Below are 17126 nucleotides of genomic sequence, written 5' to 3' on the forward strand. Positions count from 1 at the left end.
ACGAAGCGAGCTGAACAAGCGCCGCGCTACAGTTGTCCACAGCCGGCATCAGCCGATGTCGGCCCCAAGCCCTGGGTCAAAGTTCAATCGGCAGGGTGGGTCAAATTTAGATCGGCGCCAACACTTATCCGCGCCGTAGATCTGATGGTTGGCCTGCCAAGCGCGTTATGCGTGCAGTAGCAGTTACACATCGCGCTGGGCTCGCAAAGAGCGCAAGGCCGGGCTGCGCTGACACGCGGCATGGCGCCAGTACGCCGACGGGGCGACCTGCAAGACGCGGGAGATCGACTCGCCCCCAAGCTGCTGGCAGTGCTGGTCGATGAACGCTTTCAGGCTTTGATGCGGCGATCGAGCTCCGCCTGGACGAAAAACGCGCTGGCCAACGTCAAAATCTCGCTGGCCTTGCGCCTCGCTCCAGCTCCTTGATGCGCTGACACTCCGCCGTCGAGACGCCGTCTCGCTTGACCTGCCCCCTCCCGCCGTACCACCGAGGCGGAAGTCCGGGTTGAAGGTTACTTGATCTCTTTGCTTGAAGCCGGTGATGGCGAGTTCTTGCTGCGATGGCGCTGCGCAAACTCCGCCGGTGGAATGCGCCCCAGGCTGCTGTGCGGCCGCACCTCGTTCTAGTCCTGCCGCCAAGCCGCAATCGTCGAGCGCGCCTGCGGCAGGCTCTCGAACCAGTGCTCGTTCAAGCACACGTCGAGGAACTTGCCGTTGAAGGAGGGTTGGCCGAGATTCAGGAAATTTCCTCCAAAAATTGACCTAAGTGTTTGAGATACAAGCACTTTTCGGCCCTAAAAGTTTCTCCTGCTTGCCTCAAGCCGACGTGTGGCGGGAGTTCTTCAGCGCTCGCAACGCGAGCGGCTTTCACCAGGTCTCTTTCTGACGGCGCCCTGATGGCGCAACCGGTACTGCCGACGAGCGCATTCAATCGAGCATCCCCTGCACCGTCTCAGCCTGTGTCCGGTACCGCATAGCGTCCTGCTTCGATCCGTGTCTACAGCAGCATGGGTTGACCAGCGCACGAATCCGGGCGGCGCGCCTGCTCTGAATTAAACGAAACAGTTTGGTTTGACGGCGGTGCCTTCCGCTACACAAGATGGCGGGCCTTGCTAACTATGTCAGTTCGACAATGGACACGACCATCTTTCCAGCGGACCTCCGCGACCACCTTCTCGCCGAAATTGATGAGGTCGAGTTCGTGCTCTTCGGTCAAACCTATGGGGAAACCGTGATGACAAAGGTGCGGTTGGTGCCGACGATGCCGCGGGGGCTTAGCCCAGCGCCTTACTGGCCACGCCGGCTGCTTGTAGTTGTCGACGACACCAATCGTCAATCCACACTCGCCAAAGTGCTGGAGTTGGGCCAAAGCTTTGACCTGCTGCCGCTTCGTTCTTGATCTGAAAGACTACATTCGCCCACGCTGCCATGCCCTGTCCTGAACTCAACCCCGTTGGTGTTTTTGTCTTCATGAATGAGCGAGACGCTCCGTCGCTGAGTGAGCAGCCCAGCGTCCATGTCCTCTCTTGGAGAGCCCTCCGAACTTCGTCAGGGCACCTGCATCTGCTGATGCTGCGGGAACCCGGTGTCGTGAGAAACACAAGCGCGGTGCGGTCGGTTGATCCCGCTCGTCGCGTCCTCACCACCTCATCGGGCCGTGAATACCTGCTGCACTGCCAGCCCGAAGAGGAGCCCATGGCCAAGGCGCAGCTGCTGGCTGGGGCAGCTCGCGTGGGCCTGGCAGCGTCCGGCGATGTCAGCGACGAGCTGTGGGCCCAGTTCAGCGCCGGACACAGAACTACTTCAGCTCCGTACGCTTCGATCGATTAGGCTTTCCGCCGACCTGCTTTTCGGCTTGACCAATGCGGGCCAACACCTCGTGAAGCAACTGGTCTTGCGTCTGAGCGGAGGCGCTGCGGGCCGCCAGCTGCCGTTCCAGCTCCAAGTTCCTCTGCTCTAGCTCGTTGGCGCGGGCCCGCAGCGTCTCATACTGCTGGTTGGCCAGCTCCGCTTGCCCTCGCATCACCTCGATCGCCTGTGCCTGCGATGCGAGGCGCTCTGCTGTGGGCTTGAGTTCGCGCAGTTGCTCCTCCACCAGCCGCTTCTCGGCGCGGGCCGTGCCCAACTGCGCTAGGGCCTCGGCCTTTTCCTGCAACGCAGCCCGGAGTTCGGATTGTTTGGTGGACAGAGCGTCTGCTGTGGTTGCCAGCTCCTTCTGGAGGAACTGCAGCTGTTGCTCGTGCTGCCTGGCCTCGCGATCGCGCTGCTCCTTGGACGCGGTGCGGAAGTGCTCCAACGCTTCCCGTGCATTGGCATGCGTTGCATCGAGGGACGCAATATGGGCTTCGGCGGACTTGAGCTGGTCCTGCATGCCGGCCAGCTGCGCGCTGGACTGCGCAAGCGACTCGCGGTGTTCCAGGCGCAGCTCCTCCAGCTCCGCATCGACCCGCTGCCGAGCGGTCCGTTCCTGCAGTAACTCGGTTTGACGGTGCTCGGATTCCATCTTTGCGGCCCGGACGTCGCCGCGCACCTGTTCCATGGCCTCGCGCAGCTGGCGCACCTCTTCGGCGTGCCCCGTGCGCAAAAGGTCCAAGCGCTCCTGGCCTTCCAGCTCTAGGCGAGCGGCCAGAGTTGCCACGATGGCCTGCAGTTCGGCGCTGATGGAGGCCTGCGGCAGCGCAGCGCCCCCTTCATCGGCTTCAATCTCCTTGAGGTACCGAGAGATCGTGGCCTTGGAACCGGTGTTTCCGAGCTCAATGCGAATGGCGTCGATAGAGGGGTGTCTCCCGCTCCTGATGAGAGCCAGCCTTGCTTTCTGGACCTCGTGCTTGCGGATGCCGGGACGAGCCATGTCTGCCACCAATTTCGTATGTGTTACGTATCGCGCATATTACGTGAAACGATACTCAAGTCAACGCGGGACTGTTTGCCATTTTTTGGCATTGCTTAATATGCTGTTATTCAATGTGATGTGGATTGAGGCGCGGAAGCACTGTCCGGCGACGCCCCAAAGACCGGAGCTCAGCTCGTTTTGCTCGGCTGTGGTCGACGCTCATCGGCGAGACCTTCAAGAACCTGGAACCTCTCGTTGAAGCCTACTTCGGCTTTCTATTCGAAGTCGCAACAGGCGGCGGGTCATTTCAAGTGCCAGAGTTCTCAGCGAACTCATCGGCAAAGTCCCGATATGCACGCGTTGCAGCCGAAGGACGGTGAACGAGCAACCCAGTGCCCGCATGTTCGACCAACCGGAGCGGTTCATGGCGCTGGTCGCGCCACTGTGCGGCACTGTTCCGGCAGCATAGTGGCGCGCACCTGTGCCACGTAGACCCTCAACGGTTCCATGCCGACCTCCTTGCGTCGAACGTCAACCTTGAGCGGGCTGTCGATCGGAAAAAGTTCGACCGAACACTCACCGTTCATCTCAAGTTGCGTGCCATAGAGTTGCCGTTGGCCTGTCCCGATGGCAATTCGGTCTTCCAGGTAAGCGAGATGGATCGCGGGCGCACCTCCTCGCAACACCTGGCGTTTGAGCAGACTGCTCGCCATCTGCTGGAATGGACGATCCTGGTCGGCGTGCTGCACCAAGGACCAGACCATGCCCTCCGTTGCTTCGCCGACCTTCCTGGCATCGGGCCATCCACAGCGCTGCAGCCACGGGCGCAGGCGCTCCGTGTTCCGTCTATCAACGACCATGATCCGGTCTGCGGCCTTGACCGCTTCTGGCGATTTGGGATCTAAGTCATAGGGGTAGGCGGCGCGCACCGCATTGCCGACTTGGTGCATGGCAGCCAAGTCTGGCAAGGCGACGCAGTTTGCCGGGCTGCGCGAATCTGAGGCGCTCGCCATTGCCCAGGATGCGAGCAGCATCCCTCCAAGTGCTAGCCGGCGAAGTTCAAACATGAAGAGCCTTTCTCTGCAGGGTTGCGCGCTCATGCAGCCTGCCTTCGGTTCCAGGCCAGCGGCACCAGCAACCACATCGTGCTGATGAGCGCACCGACGCCGCCGGCGGCCAAATTGCCTACGGCGTGCCCAAGCACTTCGGACAGCACGAACTGGGTTGCCAGTACCAGCGCAGCCGCCAGCAAAGCCACGCCGACCAGCATCTGCTTGCTGGCACGCGCCTTGAAGCTGGCACGCTGGCGCAATGGCCGCATCAACCGGTGCTGGACAGCAGGCGCGGTGAAGAGCACCAGGCTAGCGACCGACAGCATGAACGTCGCCAAGAAGACGTTCCTTTCCGCCTGGACGATGCTCCGGAATCCGGGTGCAAAGGGAACCGCGATCAAGAACGCGGACAGCAGCTGCGCGGTCGGCAGCAGCCCTCGCAACTCGCCCAGCATGTCCGTCAAGTCGCCGTCGTCATCAATGGCCTGCACCGCTTGTGCCGGCGGCTGTTCGTTGTCGTTCGAGGTCATGTCCGCCTCACGCCGCCTTCACGGGCTCGCCGGCTGGCTCGACCGGCCTCGTGCTCTTGTCGAATGGCTTGTAGGCCAGCAAACGCAGCGCGTTGACGACCACCAGCAACGTGGACCCTTCATGGAAGATCACGGCGGTCCCGATGTTCAACCCCAGGATCGTGGCCGGAATCAGCACGGCAACGACGCCCAAGCTCACCCACAGGTTCTGCTTGATGATCCGGCTCGTGCTTCGCGACAGGCTCACTGCAAACGGCAGTTGCGCCAAGTCGTCCGCCATCAGTGCCACGTCGGCGGTTTCCAGGGCCACATCGGATCCGGCGGCGCCCATCGCGATGCCCACAGTTGCATTGGCCATGGCGGGCGCGTCGTTGACGCCGTCGCCCACCATTGCAACCTTGCCGTGCTCGTTGCGAAGCTTCTTGATCTCCTCGACCTTCTGCTCGGGCATCAGGTCACCGCGAGCCGCGGTGAGGCCCATGGTCTGCGCCACAGCCTCAGCGACCTTCTGGTTGTCGCCAGAGATCATGATGAGCCGCTCGATGCCGAGCTTGCGCAGCTCGCTCATCACCTGACCGGCGACAGGGCGCGGTGTGTCCATGACGCCGATGACACCCAAGAAGCGCCCGCCCTTGCGCACGATCATGGTCGTGCGCCCAGCGGCCACCAGCTTGGCGTTCGCCTCGTCGACGTCGCCCGGCACCTTGGAATCCGGCAGCTCGGTGAACAGGACCGGCTTCCCGATATGCACCGTCTCGCCGCCCAGCTGGGCCTGCACGCCGCGGCCAATGATGCTCTTGACGTCGGAGACCTGCAGAAGCTCAGCCTTGTCGCCCAGCCGCGCCTTGGCGCCGCTGACGATCGCGGCCGCCAATGGGTGGTCGCTGTGCTCTTCCACGGCAAGGGCCACTGCCAGCAGCTCGGCCTCGGGCGCCCCTTGAGCTGGAACCACGTCAGTGAGCTTAGGTTTGCCCTCGGTCAGCGTGCCAGTCTTGTCGAAAGCGATGGATGTGAGCGTGCCCAGGTTCTCCAAGGGTCCGCCGCCCTTGACGAGCACGCCGCCGCGCGCGGCTCGCGCCACTCCACTGAGAGCCGCGCTGGGCACCGAGATCGCAAGCGCGCACGGACTGGCTGCAACCAGCACAGCCATCGCCCGATAGAAGGTTGCTGAGAACGGCTCATCGACCACGAGCCCGGCGAACATCAGCAGCACGACCAGGGCGAGCACCATAGGTACAAAGACGCGCTCGAACTTCTCAGTGAATTGCTGCGTGGGCGAACGTTGAGCTTCAGCTTCGGTGACCATCTTGACCACGCGAGCCATCGTCGATTGATCTGATTTGCGAGCCACCATCACCTCAATGGCGCCGGCGCCATTGATCGTGCCCGCAAACACCCGGTTCTCTGCCGGCAAGCGCTCGAATCCCTCGACTGCGGCTTGACCATTTTCTACCGGCTTCTTGTCGACGGGTACGCTTTCCCCAGTGACAGGTGCCTGATTGATGCTCGAGGTCCCCACGACGACTGCGCCATCAGCCGGCAGGCGTTCATTGGGCTTCACGATCACGACGTCGCCGACTTGCAGCTGGTTCAAAGGAACGACTTCAGTGCTCGTGCCGCGACGGACGGTGGCGGTTTCAGGTGCCAGCTTGGCCAAGGCCTCAATGGCCCGCCGAGCACGACCCATTGCATAGTGCTCCAGCGAGTGCCCAAGGCTGAACAAGAAGAGCAGCAGCGCTCCTTCGCCCCATTCGCCCAGAGCCGCGGCACCGGCAGCAGCGACGAGCATGAGGGTATCGATCTCAAAGCGCCGAGCGCGCAAGTTTTCGATGGCCTCCCTGACCGTGAAGAAGCCGCCAAAGAAGTAGGAGGCAGCGCAAAGAGCAGTCGGCAGCCAGCTGGGGAACAGCATGCTTCGACCACACAGCCACCCAGCCAGCAGCAAAGCGCCAGCGATTGCAGCAAAGATGAGTTCGGACTTCTCGCCGAAGGGGCCGCCATGGTCATGGCCCTCTTCACCCTCGACGTGGTCCTTGTCGTGTTTGTGGCCCTTGTGGTCCTCTTTGTGATCGTCCCCGGCGTCAGCCTTGCGAACCGTTGAAGAGCTGCCGGCCCCTTCCGAACGCTTCTCAACAGCACTCACGGCAACACCAAGTGCATTGAGCCTCTTGTGCATGTCAGCAAGATCGACTGCTGTTCGGTCGTACTCGATGCGCATGGCACCGGCTGCTGACACTTCGGCCTCGATCACGCCGATCAGCGCACGAAGCTGGCTGGCAATGCGTTCGGCCGCACGCGCATGCAAGGGACCGGGCACCGTTCCTATGAAATGGGCATACCGGTCAGTGATCTCAATACCGGAGGAGATCACCAGCTCACGCAGCCTGGCCACCGAGATCACCGCAGGGTCGTAGTGAACGCAGAGCTGGGGCTTGCCTTCAGCCACGCCGACCACATGGGCCTGCGCGACGCCGGGTCGTCCGGTCATGCGCTCTTGCAGCCGGATGACGCAGGCATCCTGGGTATCCGGAATGTCTGGCAGCAGCAGGGGTAGATCCAGGCGAAGCTTCTGAGATTGGCTCATTGCGATATCACTTTCCTAGATAGGTCGGTAGCTGCTATGGCAGCCACCTCTTGTTTCGACGTCGCCGCTTGATAGTCCCGCGCTTTCGGTCTCTCCTTTGGCGCCGGTGGACATACAGCTGCTGCGCGGCGAGGCTGGGCACAACTAATCAGGCGGCGTCCACCGGCGCTCTTGCGATGAACAAGCAGGGTCACCTGACTGGTATTTCGATACCGATTCGAGTGACCCCTGCCTCGGACTCAGCGAAGGGCTCTCCGCCGTGCATCTGCGCGATCGCAGCAACGATGGACAAGCCCAACCCATGATTCATGTCGCCATGCGCACGCGCGGGGTCGCCGCGGTAGAAGCGATCGAACACACGCGGCAAGTGATCCGGTTCAATGGTCGGGCCGCGATTGAGCACGACCAGTCGAACGGCGCCTGAGGGTACTTGCTCGATGTTGACAAGTACCTTGCTACCCGCTGTCGCGTAACGTGTGGCGTTGCCCAGCAAGTTCGACAAGGCACGACGAAGCAGACCTGCATCGAACATGCCTGACGCGTCGCCGATGACTTCGGCCCTCAACGAGGCCTCTTGCATCGCGGGCTCGTGGAATTCCACCACGTCGTTCGCCAATGATGCCAAGCTCTGCACTTCGGAGCGGCGTGCGCTAGAGCCTTGATCTGCATGCGACAGAAACAGCATGTCCTTGACGATGACAGCGATGCGGTGCAGATCTTCCAGATTCGAGGCAAGTACCTCGCGCAAGTCGTCCGCCGAACGCGACTTGCGCAAGGCCACCTCACAGCTGCTGATCAGGGTCGCCAGGGGAGTGTTGAGCTCGTGCGCGACGTCAGCATTGAATCCCTCCATGCGGTGATATGCGTGGTTCAAGCGCTCAAGCAGCGCATTGAATTGCTCAATCAAGGGCTGTAGTTCACGAGGCTGCTCGGAGCCGTCCAAGCGCTTGTCGAGTTGGCTGGCCGTCAGATGGCGAGTCTGTTCGACCAGGTGTCGCAGCGGAGCCAGTCCCAGTCGCACCAGCCAAATACATCCAATGGAGACGGCAGCGGTGCCGATGATTGCGGCGGCGAGCAGCGTGATGCCGAGTTGCCGCAGCAAGACCTCATCGGCGCGCGTGCTCAGCGTCAACTCGGCCTGAGCGACACCCCGAGGATCGTCCGGAACCACCACTTCGAAGTGGCGCTTCTTGAAGGGGGGCAGCATTGGCTGTGAAGAAGATGATGCGTACAGCGAGTGGCCAGTTTTCTCGAGCAGACGCAAGGCGAGTTCTTCATGCCCGGCCAGAAAATCATTGAGTTGATGTTTGAGCCGCGGATCACCCACCGGCATGCGCCCCTCCTGGAGCAAGTGCTTCACCATCGCGCTCTTCTGATTCAGCGTGTCGTCCTGCCGGTTGCTCAGAGTTGCCGCCGTGACGATGTAAACGGCTGTACAAACGAGGCCCAGACCTATGAAGGTCTGCAGGGCCAACCATCGCGACAGGCGCTGACGAAGCGCAAGGGCAGAACGCTGCACCGTCATTGGCGCGCTTCCAGCACATAGCCCATGCCCCGGACTGTGTGCAGCAGCGGGCGCTCGAACGGCGAGTCCAGCTTGTTGCGCAGGCGCCGAACGGCGACTTCGACCACGTTGGTCTCGCTGTCGAAGTGCATGTCCCAGACCTGCTCGGCCAACTCGGTTCTGGACAGCACCTCACCTTGGCGCCGCAGTAGCAGACTAAGCAGGTTGAATTCTTTCACGGTGAGGTCCAGACGCTGACCCGCGCGAGTGGCCTTGCGCCGGATCAGATCGACATCAAGGTCCGCCAGGTGAAGCACTGTCGGTTCGGCGTCTGTGCGCGACGGCTGACTCCTGCGCAGCAGCACCTGAATGCGAGCCACCAGTTCGGAAAATGCAAACGGCTTGACCAAGTAGTCATCCGCCCCCGTCTGCAAACCCTTGACTCGGTCCTCGACCTGTCCTCGGGCGGTGAGCATGAGCACTGGCGTCTGCTTGCTTTGTCTCAATGCGGTCAGAACCGCCAAACCGTCGATGCCGGGCAGCATGCCGTCCAGGATGAGCAGATCGTAGTCCCCCGTCGAGGCCAGATGCAGGCCGTCGATACCGGTATGGGCAAGGTCCACGACATAGCCCTCCTCACTCAAACCCTTGTGCAGGTACTCAGCGAGCTTTACTTCGTCTTCGATGACTAGCAGCTTCATATCGACATTGTTACGTCAGGGCCTACGTCGCGGATGACAAACTTGTCATCTGGGCGGGCAGACTTGGCGCGCTTGCCCAGAGTTTCTGGGCTTGGCGACATCGCTATCTTCGCTTGCGATTCTTCCTGCTTCGTGTTCGGTCGCGCGAGCGGTTTTGGACACGGCGCAGCTCGCGGATTTTTCGATTGCGGAAATGGAGGTAGCCGAAATAGGCGATGCCAACGACCAAGCCGATCACGACGGCAGTGACCATGAAGGCAACCATGTTGGGGTGCTTGTCGCGCCAGTGGGTCAAGTCATGAGTCATGTAACGATCAACCAACTCGCGTGGAAGGGGGGCTCCGCACATCAAGGTCTGCGATTACTCGGCAATCCAGCGCGAGGTCTGCCATGTTTTCCTTCTCAATCAGCCGCCAGTTGTAGCGGCCGTGCGAAGTCCAGAATCCAGAGCTGCGGTACAGCTCGATGAAGCGAACGCTGCCAGCCTGCCCCCCGATCTCCAGCGCCGCTTCCTCGCCCTGCCATGTCAGCAAGAGCCGGTGCCTTCCTGACGAGAGGCGCAATCTGGCCATCGAAAACGGCGGAACCGTCAAACTGCGAAGTCCGTCAATTGATATGGGTACGGCACCGCCCACATCGCCAATACGTCTTCGGATCAGGTAGACGGAGATTGCATCGGCGACGGGCCCGAGTTCCCGGATGTCCCTCTCGGCCTCGACCGAAGGTGCCGGCGCATCACTGCAGATCAAGCGGCGCGGACGCTGCAGCACCAAGCATGCTTGGCCGCTGGCATTGAGCTTGCGTGGCGGTTGGCTGGCGCACCCGCCCAGGAAGACGACCGAACTCCATGCGCCCAAGCTGCCGCATGCTCTCAGGATCCATGAACGTCGTTGCCACATGAGGTTCTCCTAGCTGGTTTGCCGAACGGCGGGCTGGTAGGTGTGCGCTGCCTCAGCCTCTTCGCAAGACTTCGATTCGAGCTGCAAGGTGACATGATGGATCCCGAAATCACGGGACAAGAGGACATGGAGCGTGACCAGCAGGTTGTCCGCGTCGACCCTGTTGCGGTCGTAGACGATATGGCTCGTAAGGGTGTGCTTGCCGCTGCTCAGAGACCAAATGTGCAGGTCGTGCAGGTCTGTCACACCGCCGCACGTCCGAACGGCCTGCTCGATCTTGACCAGGTCAACGCCCTCGGGAACACCTTCGAGCAGGATGTTCAACGCATCCCTTAGCAGGATCCATGTCCGCGGCAGAACCCACAGTCCGATGCCGATGGCAACCACCGTGTCAACCCACACCCAGCCGGTGTAGCGGATCAGGACCGCGGCAGCGATCACGCCCAGCGAGCCGAGCATGTCGCTCCAGACCTCCAGGTAGGCACCCTTGAGGTTGAGGCTTTCATCTTTGCCGCTGCTGAGCAGCCGCATGCTGACCAGGTTGATCAGCAAGCCAAGCACCGCCACGATCAGCATGCCGGTGGTTTGAACCTCCGCCGGGTGGTTGAATCGCTGCCAGGCCTCATAGAGGATGTACAGGGCGACGGCGAACAACAGCATGGCGTTGAACGCTGCGGCCAGGATCTCGAAGCGGTAGTAGCCATAGGTGCGCCGACCGTCGGCGGGACGGCGACCAAAGCGCACGGCCGCCAGGGCCACACCCAAGGCGGCGGCGTCCGTAAACATGTGTGCAGCGTCGGCCAGCAAGGCCAGGCTGGCAAGCATCACGCCCGCGACTACTTCGGCGACCAGGAATGTGGAGGTGAGTGCGAGCGCTACCCATAGGGTGGCTTCGTTCTTGTTCGCAGGCACAGCGTGGGAATGCTTGTCGCTCATCGCTCTAGATTTCTGATGTCACTTCGAAGGACAGGAATGGACTGTCAAGAGCCGGTCACTGGATTTCGACGGTGCTTGCGATATCTGCCACGTAGATCCAGCCCGAGTTGGGCTGACCCGTGTGGCCAGCGCTGCGAATCGCATCGACGAGGTCCTCGACATGTGCGTCCTCGCAATGCAACTCCAGCTTGTATTCATTGACGACCTCGTCGCCAAGATCCAACGAGTAGTGGCGCTCGTCGTCGTCCAGAGGAACGAGAGAGCCCTTGACCATGTAGACGGTCAGGTTGTGCGCCCCGTTGCCGGCTACGGACCAGGCTGCAGTGCTCTTGAGGGCGCTGATCACATCACCGATGCGATTGCGATGGACATAGGCCTTGATCTCTTTCATGACGGGGCTCCTTCAGCGGGTGGCGGGGCGGATGTTTCCGGCGGGAGGTGACGCGCTTTGCTCTCGGCGCGCAGTTCCAGCCACTCGTAAATCAGTGGCAGCAGCAAGAGCGTCAGCGCGGTCGAGGTGAACAGGCCGCCGACCACCACCGTCGCCAGCGGACGTTGTGTTTCCGCGCCAACGCCGGTCGAGAGCAGCATTGGGATCAGCCCGAGGATGGCAACCGACGCGGTCATGAGCACCGGGCGGAGCCGCAAGGCAGCACCTTCCCGAACGGCTTCCCGCACGGGTCGGCCGCGCCGTCTCAGATCGTTGAGAAAACTGACCATCACGATGCCGTTGAGCATCGCCACGCCAAACACCGCGATGAAGCCGATCGCCGAGGGCACGGACAGGTACTGTCCGCTGATGAACAGGCCGACGATGCCACCGATGATGGCAAATGGAACATTGGCAATGATCAACGCGGCATGCCGCACCGAGTTGAAGGCGGTGTAGAGCAGCATGAAGATCAGGCCGATGGTCAGCGGCACGATCACCCCGAGTCGGGCCATCGCACGTTGCTGGTTCTCGAATGCTCCACCCCATTCGATCCAATAGCCTGCAGGCAGTTTGACCTGCGCGCTGATCCTCTCGTTGGCCTCCTTGACGAAGCTGTCGACATCGCGCCCCTTCACATCCAGCTGCAGCACCGAATAGCGCTGCAGCGACTCGCGCCGCACAAACGAGTAGCCCTCGTCGAGCGAGATCGAGGCAACCTGCGAAAACGGCACCAGCGCGCCCTCACCAGTGCGCAGCGGGATGGCGCCAATCGCCGTGGGATCGATCCGGAAACCATCGGCGAGCCGCACCGATATGTCGAAGCGTCTCGTGCCGTCTATCAGGGTCGAGACCGTCTGTCCACCGATGCCGGCCTGCACAACCTCCAGGATTTCATCGGCGTTGATGCCGTATCGGGACGCTGCCTCGCGGTTGACCTTGATGACCAGCTGTGGCTTGCCCTTGTTGGCTTCGGCCGACAGGTCTGCTGCGCCAGGCACTTTGTCCAGCACGCCCTTTATCTGCGAGCTCAGGCGATCCAAAGTTTCCAAGTCTTCGCCGTAAAGCTTCAGCGCAAGGGTGGCGCGCACTCCCGATATAAGTTCCTCCACTCGCGACTGGATTGGTTGGGTGGCGCCAAACACGGCGGTAGGCACGACCTTCTCCATGGCCTCCTGCATCTCGGCGGCGAGCTTGGGGTAGCTGATCTTCTCCGGCCACTCCGATTGCGGCTTTGTGTCGAGGTTGATCTCCATGTAGTTCACGTCGGTGGTCTCGCCACCCTCGGCGCGCCCGATGGTCGCAAGCACCGACCGCACCTGCGGAAACGTTTTGTGCAGTTCGTTGCTGACCACACTTGAGACACGGATCGATTCGTCCAAAGACGCAGAGGGAATGCCCGTCACTCGGAACTGGATCGTGCCTTCCTGCAAAGTGGGCATGAATTCCTTGCCGAGGAAAGGAAACAAGGCGAGAGACCCGATCAGGAGCAGCACTGCGGCGCTGATCACCAGCTTCTTGCGACCGAGCGCCCAGTCCAGCAAAGGCAGATAGCCTTTCTTACACCAACGTACAAGAAAGGTGTCTCGCTCCTCCTTGGGCTTCAGGATCATGGCGGCGAGCACGGGCACGAGGGTGATTGACAGCAGCAACGAGCCAATCATCGCGAAGGTGATCGTGTATGCCATCGGCTTGAAAAGCTTGCCCTCCAGGCCCGTCAGGGAGAACAGCGGCATGAAGACGACGATGATGATCAGGATGGCGAAGGTGATCGGGTTCACCACTTCGCGGGCAGCCTCCAGGATCAGGCGCGTCTTGTGGATCGTCTTCCCGGATTCGCGGGCATGGGCCAGCAGCCGGAACGCGTTCTCGACCATGACGACCGCGCCGTCAACCATCATCCCGGTGCCGATTGCAAGCCCCGCCAGCGACATCAGATTTGCCGAGACGGTGAACTGTTGCATCAGAATGAAGGCGATCAGCATCGCCATCGGCAATGTGACGATGACAACGATCGCGGAGCGGAACTCGCCAAGGAACAAGAACAGGATGATGGCGACCAGCACCGCTCCTTCGATCAACGAGTTTTGTGCGGTCTTGAGCGCCTTATCGACCAACTCGGTACGGTCGTAGATCGGATTGAGCTTCACACCCTTGGGCAGGGCAGCCTGCGCCGTCACCATCTTGGCCTTGACCGCATCCACGACGTTCTTGGCGTTTTCGTTCACACGGGCCAGGGCAATGCCCAGAACCGCTTCCTTGCCGTCGCGGGTCACTGCACCGAAGCGTGGAGCAGCGGCTTCCTTCACCTCGGCCACGTCTCGCACAAAGATGGGCGAGCCGTTGCGCTCAGCCACGACGATCGAGGCAATGTCTGTGGTGCTGCTCACCAGGCCGAGGCCACGCACCAGGTACTGTTCAGAACCCAACGTAATGGACTGGCCGCCGACCTGCTTGTTGTTGGCGGTCAGGCGGTCCATCACGGCCTTGAAGGAAAGTCCGTACTTGATTAGCTTGCGTGGGTCGATCTGAACCTGGAACTGCTTCTCGTCACCACCCCATGAAATGACGTCGTCCACGCCTGCCGAGGTGCGCAGGATCAACCGCACAGTCCAGTCATGCAATGTGCGCAGATCCATGGCATTGAGCTTCTGGTCGGCCGACTCGATCGTGTACCAGAAGACCTGCCCAAGGCCGGAGCTGTTTGGACCGAGCACCGGGTCGCCGTAGCCCTGCGGCAGCCTGCCCTTGGCCTCTTGCAGTTTCTCGCCTACGAGACGGCGCGCGAAATAGATGTCGACATCGTCCCGGAAGTAGATGCCAACATAGGACAAGCCGAACAGCGAGACCGACCGCACCTCCTCGACGCCGGGCAGACCGGCCATCGCACCTTCAATAGGCGTGGTCAGCAGCTTCTCAACGTCTTCCGCTGCGAGGCCGGGGGACTCCGTATAGATGTTGACCTGGATTGGGGTCACATCCGGAAAGGCATCCACGGGCACCTGACGAAAGGCCTGCACCCCAAGCCCGATCAGAACCAGGAAGGCGACCAGCACCAGCACTTTGTAGCGCAAGGATGCATCGACGATGGCATTGAGCATGATGGGGTCCTTGACTCAATGTTCGTCACTGATCTGCGACTTCAACAGTCTGGCCTTGAGCGCATAGCTGCCGGCCGCCACGACTTGCTCTCCGGCCACGAGGCCGGATTTCACGATGGTGCGCCCGGCCATCTTGCTGCCGGGCAGTATGGCTCGCGGCTCATACCCACCGTGTTCAAAGACAAACACCGTGGGCTGGCCTTGCAGCAGGACAATGGCGGCGTCCGGCACGCTCATCGCCTCCGGCAACCGGCCTCCATTCCCCGCCTTGCTCGGTGCGCTGGCGATCGTGGCGCTCGCGAACATTTCTGGTTTGAGACGGCCATCCTTGTTGTCCATCTCAATGCGCGCCTGCACGGTGCGCGAGTCCTTGTCCAGCAGGCTTGCCACATAGGTCACGCGCCCGGCAAAGGTTTCGCCGGGATACGCGTCGAGCGTGACAGTCGCGCTGGCGCCAACACGGACCTTGGATAGCATGGTTTCCCCGAGGTTGGCCTCGATCCACACCGTTGACAGGTCAGCCACCACCAAGATCGGCTCGTTGGGGCTGGCCAGGCTGCCCACAGTGACCTTCTTCTCGATCACCGTACCGGCAAAGGGGGCGACAACGGGAAAGGTCGAGACGACTCGCTGGTTCACCAGCTTGGGGGACACGCCCAGCAACCGCAGGCGATCTTCTGCGGCACGCAAGCTGGCCTGAGCCTTCTCGTGCTCAGCGGTAGCGCGCAGGAACTCCTTTTGCGGAATGATCTCTTCGGCATTGAGGGCGGTTGCTCGTTTGAGATCAGCTTCTGCGACACGGTCGGCCGATTGCGCCTGGATGAGGGCGGCGGAAGCCTCACCAACGGCAAGACTGTCAAGCACCGCCAGGGTCTGGCCAGGCTTGACCTTGTCCCCCAGATTGGCGTGCAAAGTTGCGATGCGCCCCTCCACGCGGGGGGCAACGCGCGCCATTCGATCCTGGTTCGCCCGAATCGTCGCCGTCACGGTCACCGTGTCGATGACGGCCTGGGGCGTGACCTTCTCCAGCTTGATGCCGGAGCGCGCGACCTCCTCAGGAGCCAGCTTGATCGCTGGGCCTTCATCATGGCCACCAGCACCCGAGGCCGCCTTGGCCGTGTTGAGAGCAGCAGGCGATTCGGTGGTCGGCTTTTCGGCGCCGCTGCAGCCACCTAGCGTCCATAGCAAGCCAGTCAACGCGGACGCGATAAAGAGCAGTTCGCCGGAGCGCAGCGTGCGTGTCATTGTCATGGTTGAGTTCCTTGCGTGGACTGCCAGCCGGCGGCCAACTCCAGCGCGATTCGGGTGGCATGGAGATCAGTCAGGGCTTCGATGAGGTCGCGGCGGGCATCCAGCGCTTGCCTGTTAAAGACTATGAGTTCCAGCAGGCCAATCTCACCGGCCCGTTGAGACTTCAGCGAGAGCTGCTGGTTGTCGGACAGTGCCGGAAGCACCACGTCGCGCAGGCGTGCCACCCGTCGCTTCAGACTATCGAGCTTGGACCAGAGGATGCGCACCTGGGCTTGCACGTCGCGAATCGCCGCCGCGCGTTCAATTTCCGCTTGTCCCAGTTCCGCCGCGGCCTGACCGATACCTGCTGCGTTCCTCTTGAACAAAGGCAAAGGCAGTGAGACAGTCAGGGTGGTCAAGCGCTCACGGCCCATCAATGGACCTTCGCGGCCGACATTCACGCCCAGCGTGACGTCTGGATAGCGGCTGGATTGCTCAAGCTTCAGCTTGGCGCGAGCGCTCTCCTCGCGGGCGGCGATGGCGGCCAAGCGCGGCTGGTCGAGCACCCTAGCAAGCAATGAATCCAAACCATATGGCAAGGAGTCAGTCATGGCGGCCAGATCGCCTTTGACCACGCATGTGCGCGCAGGAGGCAGCTGAATCTTCTCTGCGAGCTCCCCACAAGCCTCCGTCAACTGTTCCTCGACCTGCGCCAGTTGGTTTCGCGCCCGTTCAGCCTCGACAGCAGTCACATTGGCGTCGAGCTTGGTGTCTTCGCCAGCGGCCCGGCGCTTTTGCACGGCGGCAGCGGTGCTGTCGAAAAGTTGCACCGCCTGAGCCTCCAGCTGAAGCCGTTGCTGCAATGCAAGCACCCGGTAGAACTGTCGAGCCACATCAGCGCGCACCTGGCGGCGCAGATCCTCGATCTCCGCAGTCAGTGCAGTCAATGCCGCAGCGGTAGCGTTTCGACGATGGCCAGCTTGCCCGGCAATCTCCAGAGTCTGTGACAGGCTGGCGCTCCACTCCTTGCGACGCTCTTCTGGCAACCCAACTTGCGGGACCTCGCGTCGCGTGCCCTCGAGCACGAGTTGAGGGTTGTTGTACAGCAGCGCATTCGCGTCCGTGCGCGCGCCCTGAGTGGCAACGAGTTGAGCCTGGCGGGAGCGCAAGGCCGGATTGGCCTGCTCGGCCAACACCAGCGCGTCTTCCAGGCGCAGCGGAGTAGCGAGGTGGGAGGCCTCAACGGTCTTGGCGGGCTGGGCTGTCGCCGCCCATGGCGTCGTCGCCATCGCGGCTGCCGCTAGCAGCGTCTTCAATCGCATCGAA

14 protein-coding genes, 2 pseudogenes and 1 other annotated feature are annotated in these 17126 nt (G+C 61.7%); of the genes and pseudogenes, 1 reads left to right on the forward strand and 15 read right to left on the reverse strand.

All coding sequences use genetic code 11. The features are described 5' to 3' along the window. Positions 1-111 precede the first annotated feature (111 nt). Both ABDJ40_RS13300 and ABDJ40_RS13305 read right to left on the reverse strand, forming a co-directional pair. Positions 112-407, reverse strand: a pseudogene (locus ABDJ40_RS13300) (IS3 family transposase); the annotation flags it as partial. After that, positions 259-375, reverse strand: a sequence feature (AL1L pseudoknot). It overlaps the preceding pseudogene by 117 nt. Before the next feature lie 105 nt (positions 408-512). After that, positions 513-722 (reverse strand): annotated as a pseudogene (locus tag ABDJ40_RS13305) (integrase core domain-containing protein); the annotation flags it as partial. Positions 723-1132: 410 nt separating this feature from the next. Here ABDJ40_RS13305 and ABDJ40_RS13310 point away from each other — a divergent pair. Continuing rightward, on the forward strand, positions 1133-1399 hold the full coding sequence (locus ABDJ40_RS13310) for a hypothetical protein (RefSeq protein ID WP_347610421.1): 267 nt from the start codon (positions 1133-1135) through the stop codon (positions 1397-1399). 399 nt (positions 1400-1798) lie between these two features. Here ABDJ40_RS13310 and ABDJ40_RS13315 read toward each other — a convergent pair whose 3' ends face one another. The 13 genes from ABDJ40_RS13315 to ABDJ40_RS13375 all read right to left on the reverse strand — a co-directional run bounded on the left by ABDJ40_RS13315 (position 1799) and on the right by ABDJ40_RS13375 (position 17122). Further along, complete coding sequence (locus tag ABDJ40_RS13315; RefSeq protein ID WP_347610423.1) at positions 1799-2851, reverse strand: DNA-binding protein; 1053 nt, start codon at positions 2849-2851, stop codon at positions 1799-1801. A gap of 404 nt (positions 2852-3255) precedes the next feature. Then, positions 3256-3900, reverse strand: a complete 645-nt coding sequence (locus ABDJ40_RS13320) for a DUF6624 domain-containing protein (RefSeq protein WP_347610425.1) — start codon at positions 3898-3900, stop codon at positions 3256-3258. Positions 3901-3929: 29 nt separating this feature from the next. Continuing rightward, the gene (locus ABDJ40_RS13325; protein ID WP_347610427.1) at positions 3930-4415 is read right to left on the reverse strand and encodes a DUF6328 family protein; all 486 of its coding nucleotides are present in this window, start codon (positions 4413-4415) and stop codon (positions 3930-3932) included. A 7-nt stretch (positions 4416-4422) separates the two neighbouring features. Continuing rightward, positions 4423-6999 carry a heavy metal translocating P-type ATPase gene (locus ABDJ40_RS13330; RefSeq protein ID WP_347610429.1) on the reverse strand — a complete coding sequence of 859 codons (2577 nt, stop codon included), beginning with the start codon at positions 6997-6999 and terminating at the stop codon, positions 4423-4425. Positions 7000-7189: 190 nt separating this feature from the next. Further along, positions 7190-8524 carry a heavy metal sensor histidine kinase gene (locus ABDJ40_RS13335; RefSeq protein ID WP_347610431.1) on the reverse strand — a complete coding sequence of 445 codons (1335 nt, stop codon included), beginning with the start codon at positions 8522-8524 and terminating at the stop codon, positions 7190-7192. Then, a complete protein-coding gene (locus ABDJ40_RS13340) occupies positions 8521-9204 on the reverse strand; it encodes a heavy metal response regulator transcription factor (protein ID WP_347610433.1) in 684 nt (227 codons plus the stop codon). The genes ABDJ40_RS13335 and ABDJ40_RS13340 overlap by 4 nt, the downstream gene beginning before the upstream one ends. A gap of 103 nt (positions 9205-9307) precedes the next feature. Next, on the reverse strand, positions 9308-9511 hold the full coding sequence (locus ABDJ40_RS13345) for a hypothetical protein (RefSeq protein WP_347610435.1): 204 nt from the start codon (positions 9509-9511) through the stop codon (positions 9308-9310). Positions 9512-9518: 7 nt separating this feature from the next. Next, the gene (locus ABDJ40_RS13350) at positions 9519-10103 is read right to left on the reverse strand and encodes a hypothetical protein (RefSeq protein ID WP_347610437.1); all 585 of its coding nucleotides are present in this window, start codon (positions 10101-10103) and stop codon (positions 9519-9521) included. A 9-nt stretch (positions 10104-10112) separates the two neighbouring features. Continuing rightward, the gene (locus ABDJ40_RS13355; RefSeq protein WP_347610439.1) at positions 10113-11039 is read right to left on the reverse strand and encodes a cation diffusion facilitator family transporter; all 927 of its coding nucleotides are present in this window, start codon (positions 11037-11039) and stop codon (positions 10113-10115) included. 55 nt (positions 11040-11094) lie between these two features. Next, the gene (locus ABDJ40_RS13360; protein ID WP_347610441.1) at positions 11095-11430 is read right to left on the reverse strand and encodes a P-II family nitrogen regulator; all 336 of its coding nucleotides are present in this window, start codon (positions 11428-11430) and stop codon (positions 11095-11097) included. Beyond that, positions 11427-14570: an efflux RND transporter permease subunit gene (locus ABDJ40_RS13365; RefSeq protein ID WP_347610443.1), complete on the reverse strand. Its 3144-nt coding sequence runs from the start codon at positions 14568-14570 to the stop codon at positions 11427-11429. Before ABDJ40_RS13365 ends, ABDJ40_RS13360 begins: the two co-directional genes overlap by 4 nt. A 15-nt stretch (positions 14571-14585) precedes the next feature. Further along, on the reverse strand, positions 14586-15821 hold the full coding sequence (locus ABDJ40_RS13370) for an efflux RND transporter periplasmic adaptor subunit (protein ID WP_347610445.1): 1236 nt from the start codon (positions 15819-15821) through the stop codon (positions 14586-14588). Next, positions 15818-17122: a TolC family protein gene (locus tag ABDJ40_RS13375; protein ID WP_347610447.1), complete on the reverse strand. Its 1305-nt coding sequence runs from the start codon at positions 17120-17122 to the stop codon at positions 15818-15820. The genes ABDJ40_RS13370 and ABDJ40_RS13375 overlap by 4 nt, the downstream gene beginning before the upstream one ends. Between the last annotated feature and the right edge of the window lie 4 nt (positions 17123-17126).

The organism is Roseateles flavus (assembly GCF_039872765.1).
Lineage (GTDB): Bacteria > Pseudomonadota > Gammaproteobacteria > Burkholderiales > Burkholderiaceae_C > Roseateles_B > Roseateles_B flavus.

What these genes read in the sequence shown, in the direction of transcription:
- ABDJ40_RS13365 (WP_347610443.1), bottom strand. Translation starts at nt 14,570, where the DNA reads ATGCTCAATGCCATCGTCGATGCATCCTTGCGCTACAAAGTGCTGGTG.
- ABDJ40_RS13335 (WP_347610431.1), bottom strand. Translation starts at nt 8,524, where the DNA reads ATGACGGTGCAGCGTTCTGCCCTTGCGCTTCGTCAGCGCCTGTCGCGA.
- ABDJ40_RS13325 (WP_347610427.1), bottom strand. Translation starts at nt 4,415, where the DNA reads ATGACCTCGAACGACAACGAACAGCCGCCGGCACAAGCGGTGCAGGCC.
- ABDJ40_RS13315 (WP_347610423.1), bottom strand. Translation starts at nt 2,851, where the DNA reads ATGGCTCGTCCCGGCATCCGCAAGCACGAGGTCCAGAAAGCAAGGCTG.
- ABDJ40_RS13330 (WP_347610429.1), bottom strand. Translation starts at nt 6,999, where the DNA reads ATGAGCCAATCTCAGAAGCTTCGCCTGGATCTACCCCTGCTGCTGCCA.
- ABDJ40_RS13345 (WP_347610435.1), bottom strand. Translation starts at nt 9,511, where the DNA reads ATGACTCATGACTTGACCCACTGGCGCGACAAGCACCCCAACATGGTT.
- ABDJ40_RS13355 (WP_347610439.1), bottom strand. Translation starts at nt 11,039, where the DNA reads ATGAGCGACAAGCATTCCCACGCTGTGCCTGCGAACAAGAACGAAGCC.
- ABDJ40_RS13360 (WP_347610441.1), bottom strand. Translation starts at nt 11,430, where the DNA reads ATGAAAGAGATCAAGGCCTATGTCCATCGCAATCGCATCGGTGATGTG.
- ABDJ40_RS13375 (WP_347610447.1), bottom strand. Translation starts at nt 17,122, where the DNA reads ATGCGATTGAAGACGCTGCTAGCGGCAGCCGCGATGGCGACGACGCCA.
- ABDJ40_RS13370 (WP_347610445.1), bottom strand. Translation starts at nt 15,821, where the DNA reads ATGACAATGACACGCACGCTGCGCTCCGGCGAACTGCTCTTTATCGCG.
- ABDJ40_RS13340 (WP_347610433.1), bottom strand. Translation starts at nt 9,204, where the DNA reads ATGAAGCTGCTAGTCATCGAAGACGAAGTAAAGCTCGCTGAGTACCTG.
- ABDJ40_RS13320 (WP_347610425.1), bottom strand. Translation starts at nt 3,900, where the DNA reads ATGTTTGAACTTCGCCGGCTAGCACTTGGAGGGATGCTGCTCGCATCC.
- ABDJ40_RS13350 (WP_347610437.1), bottom strand. Translation starts at nt 10,103, where the DNA reads ATGTGGCAACGACGTTCATGGATCCTGAGAGCATGCGGCAGCTTGGGC.
- ABDJ40_RS13310 (WP_347610421.1), top strand. Translation starts at nt 1,133, where the DNA reads ATGGACACGACCATCTTTCCAGCGGACCTCCGCGACCACCTTCTCGCC.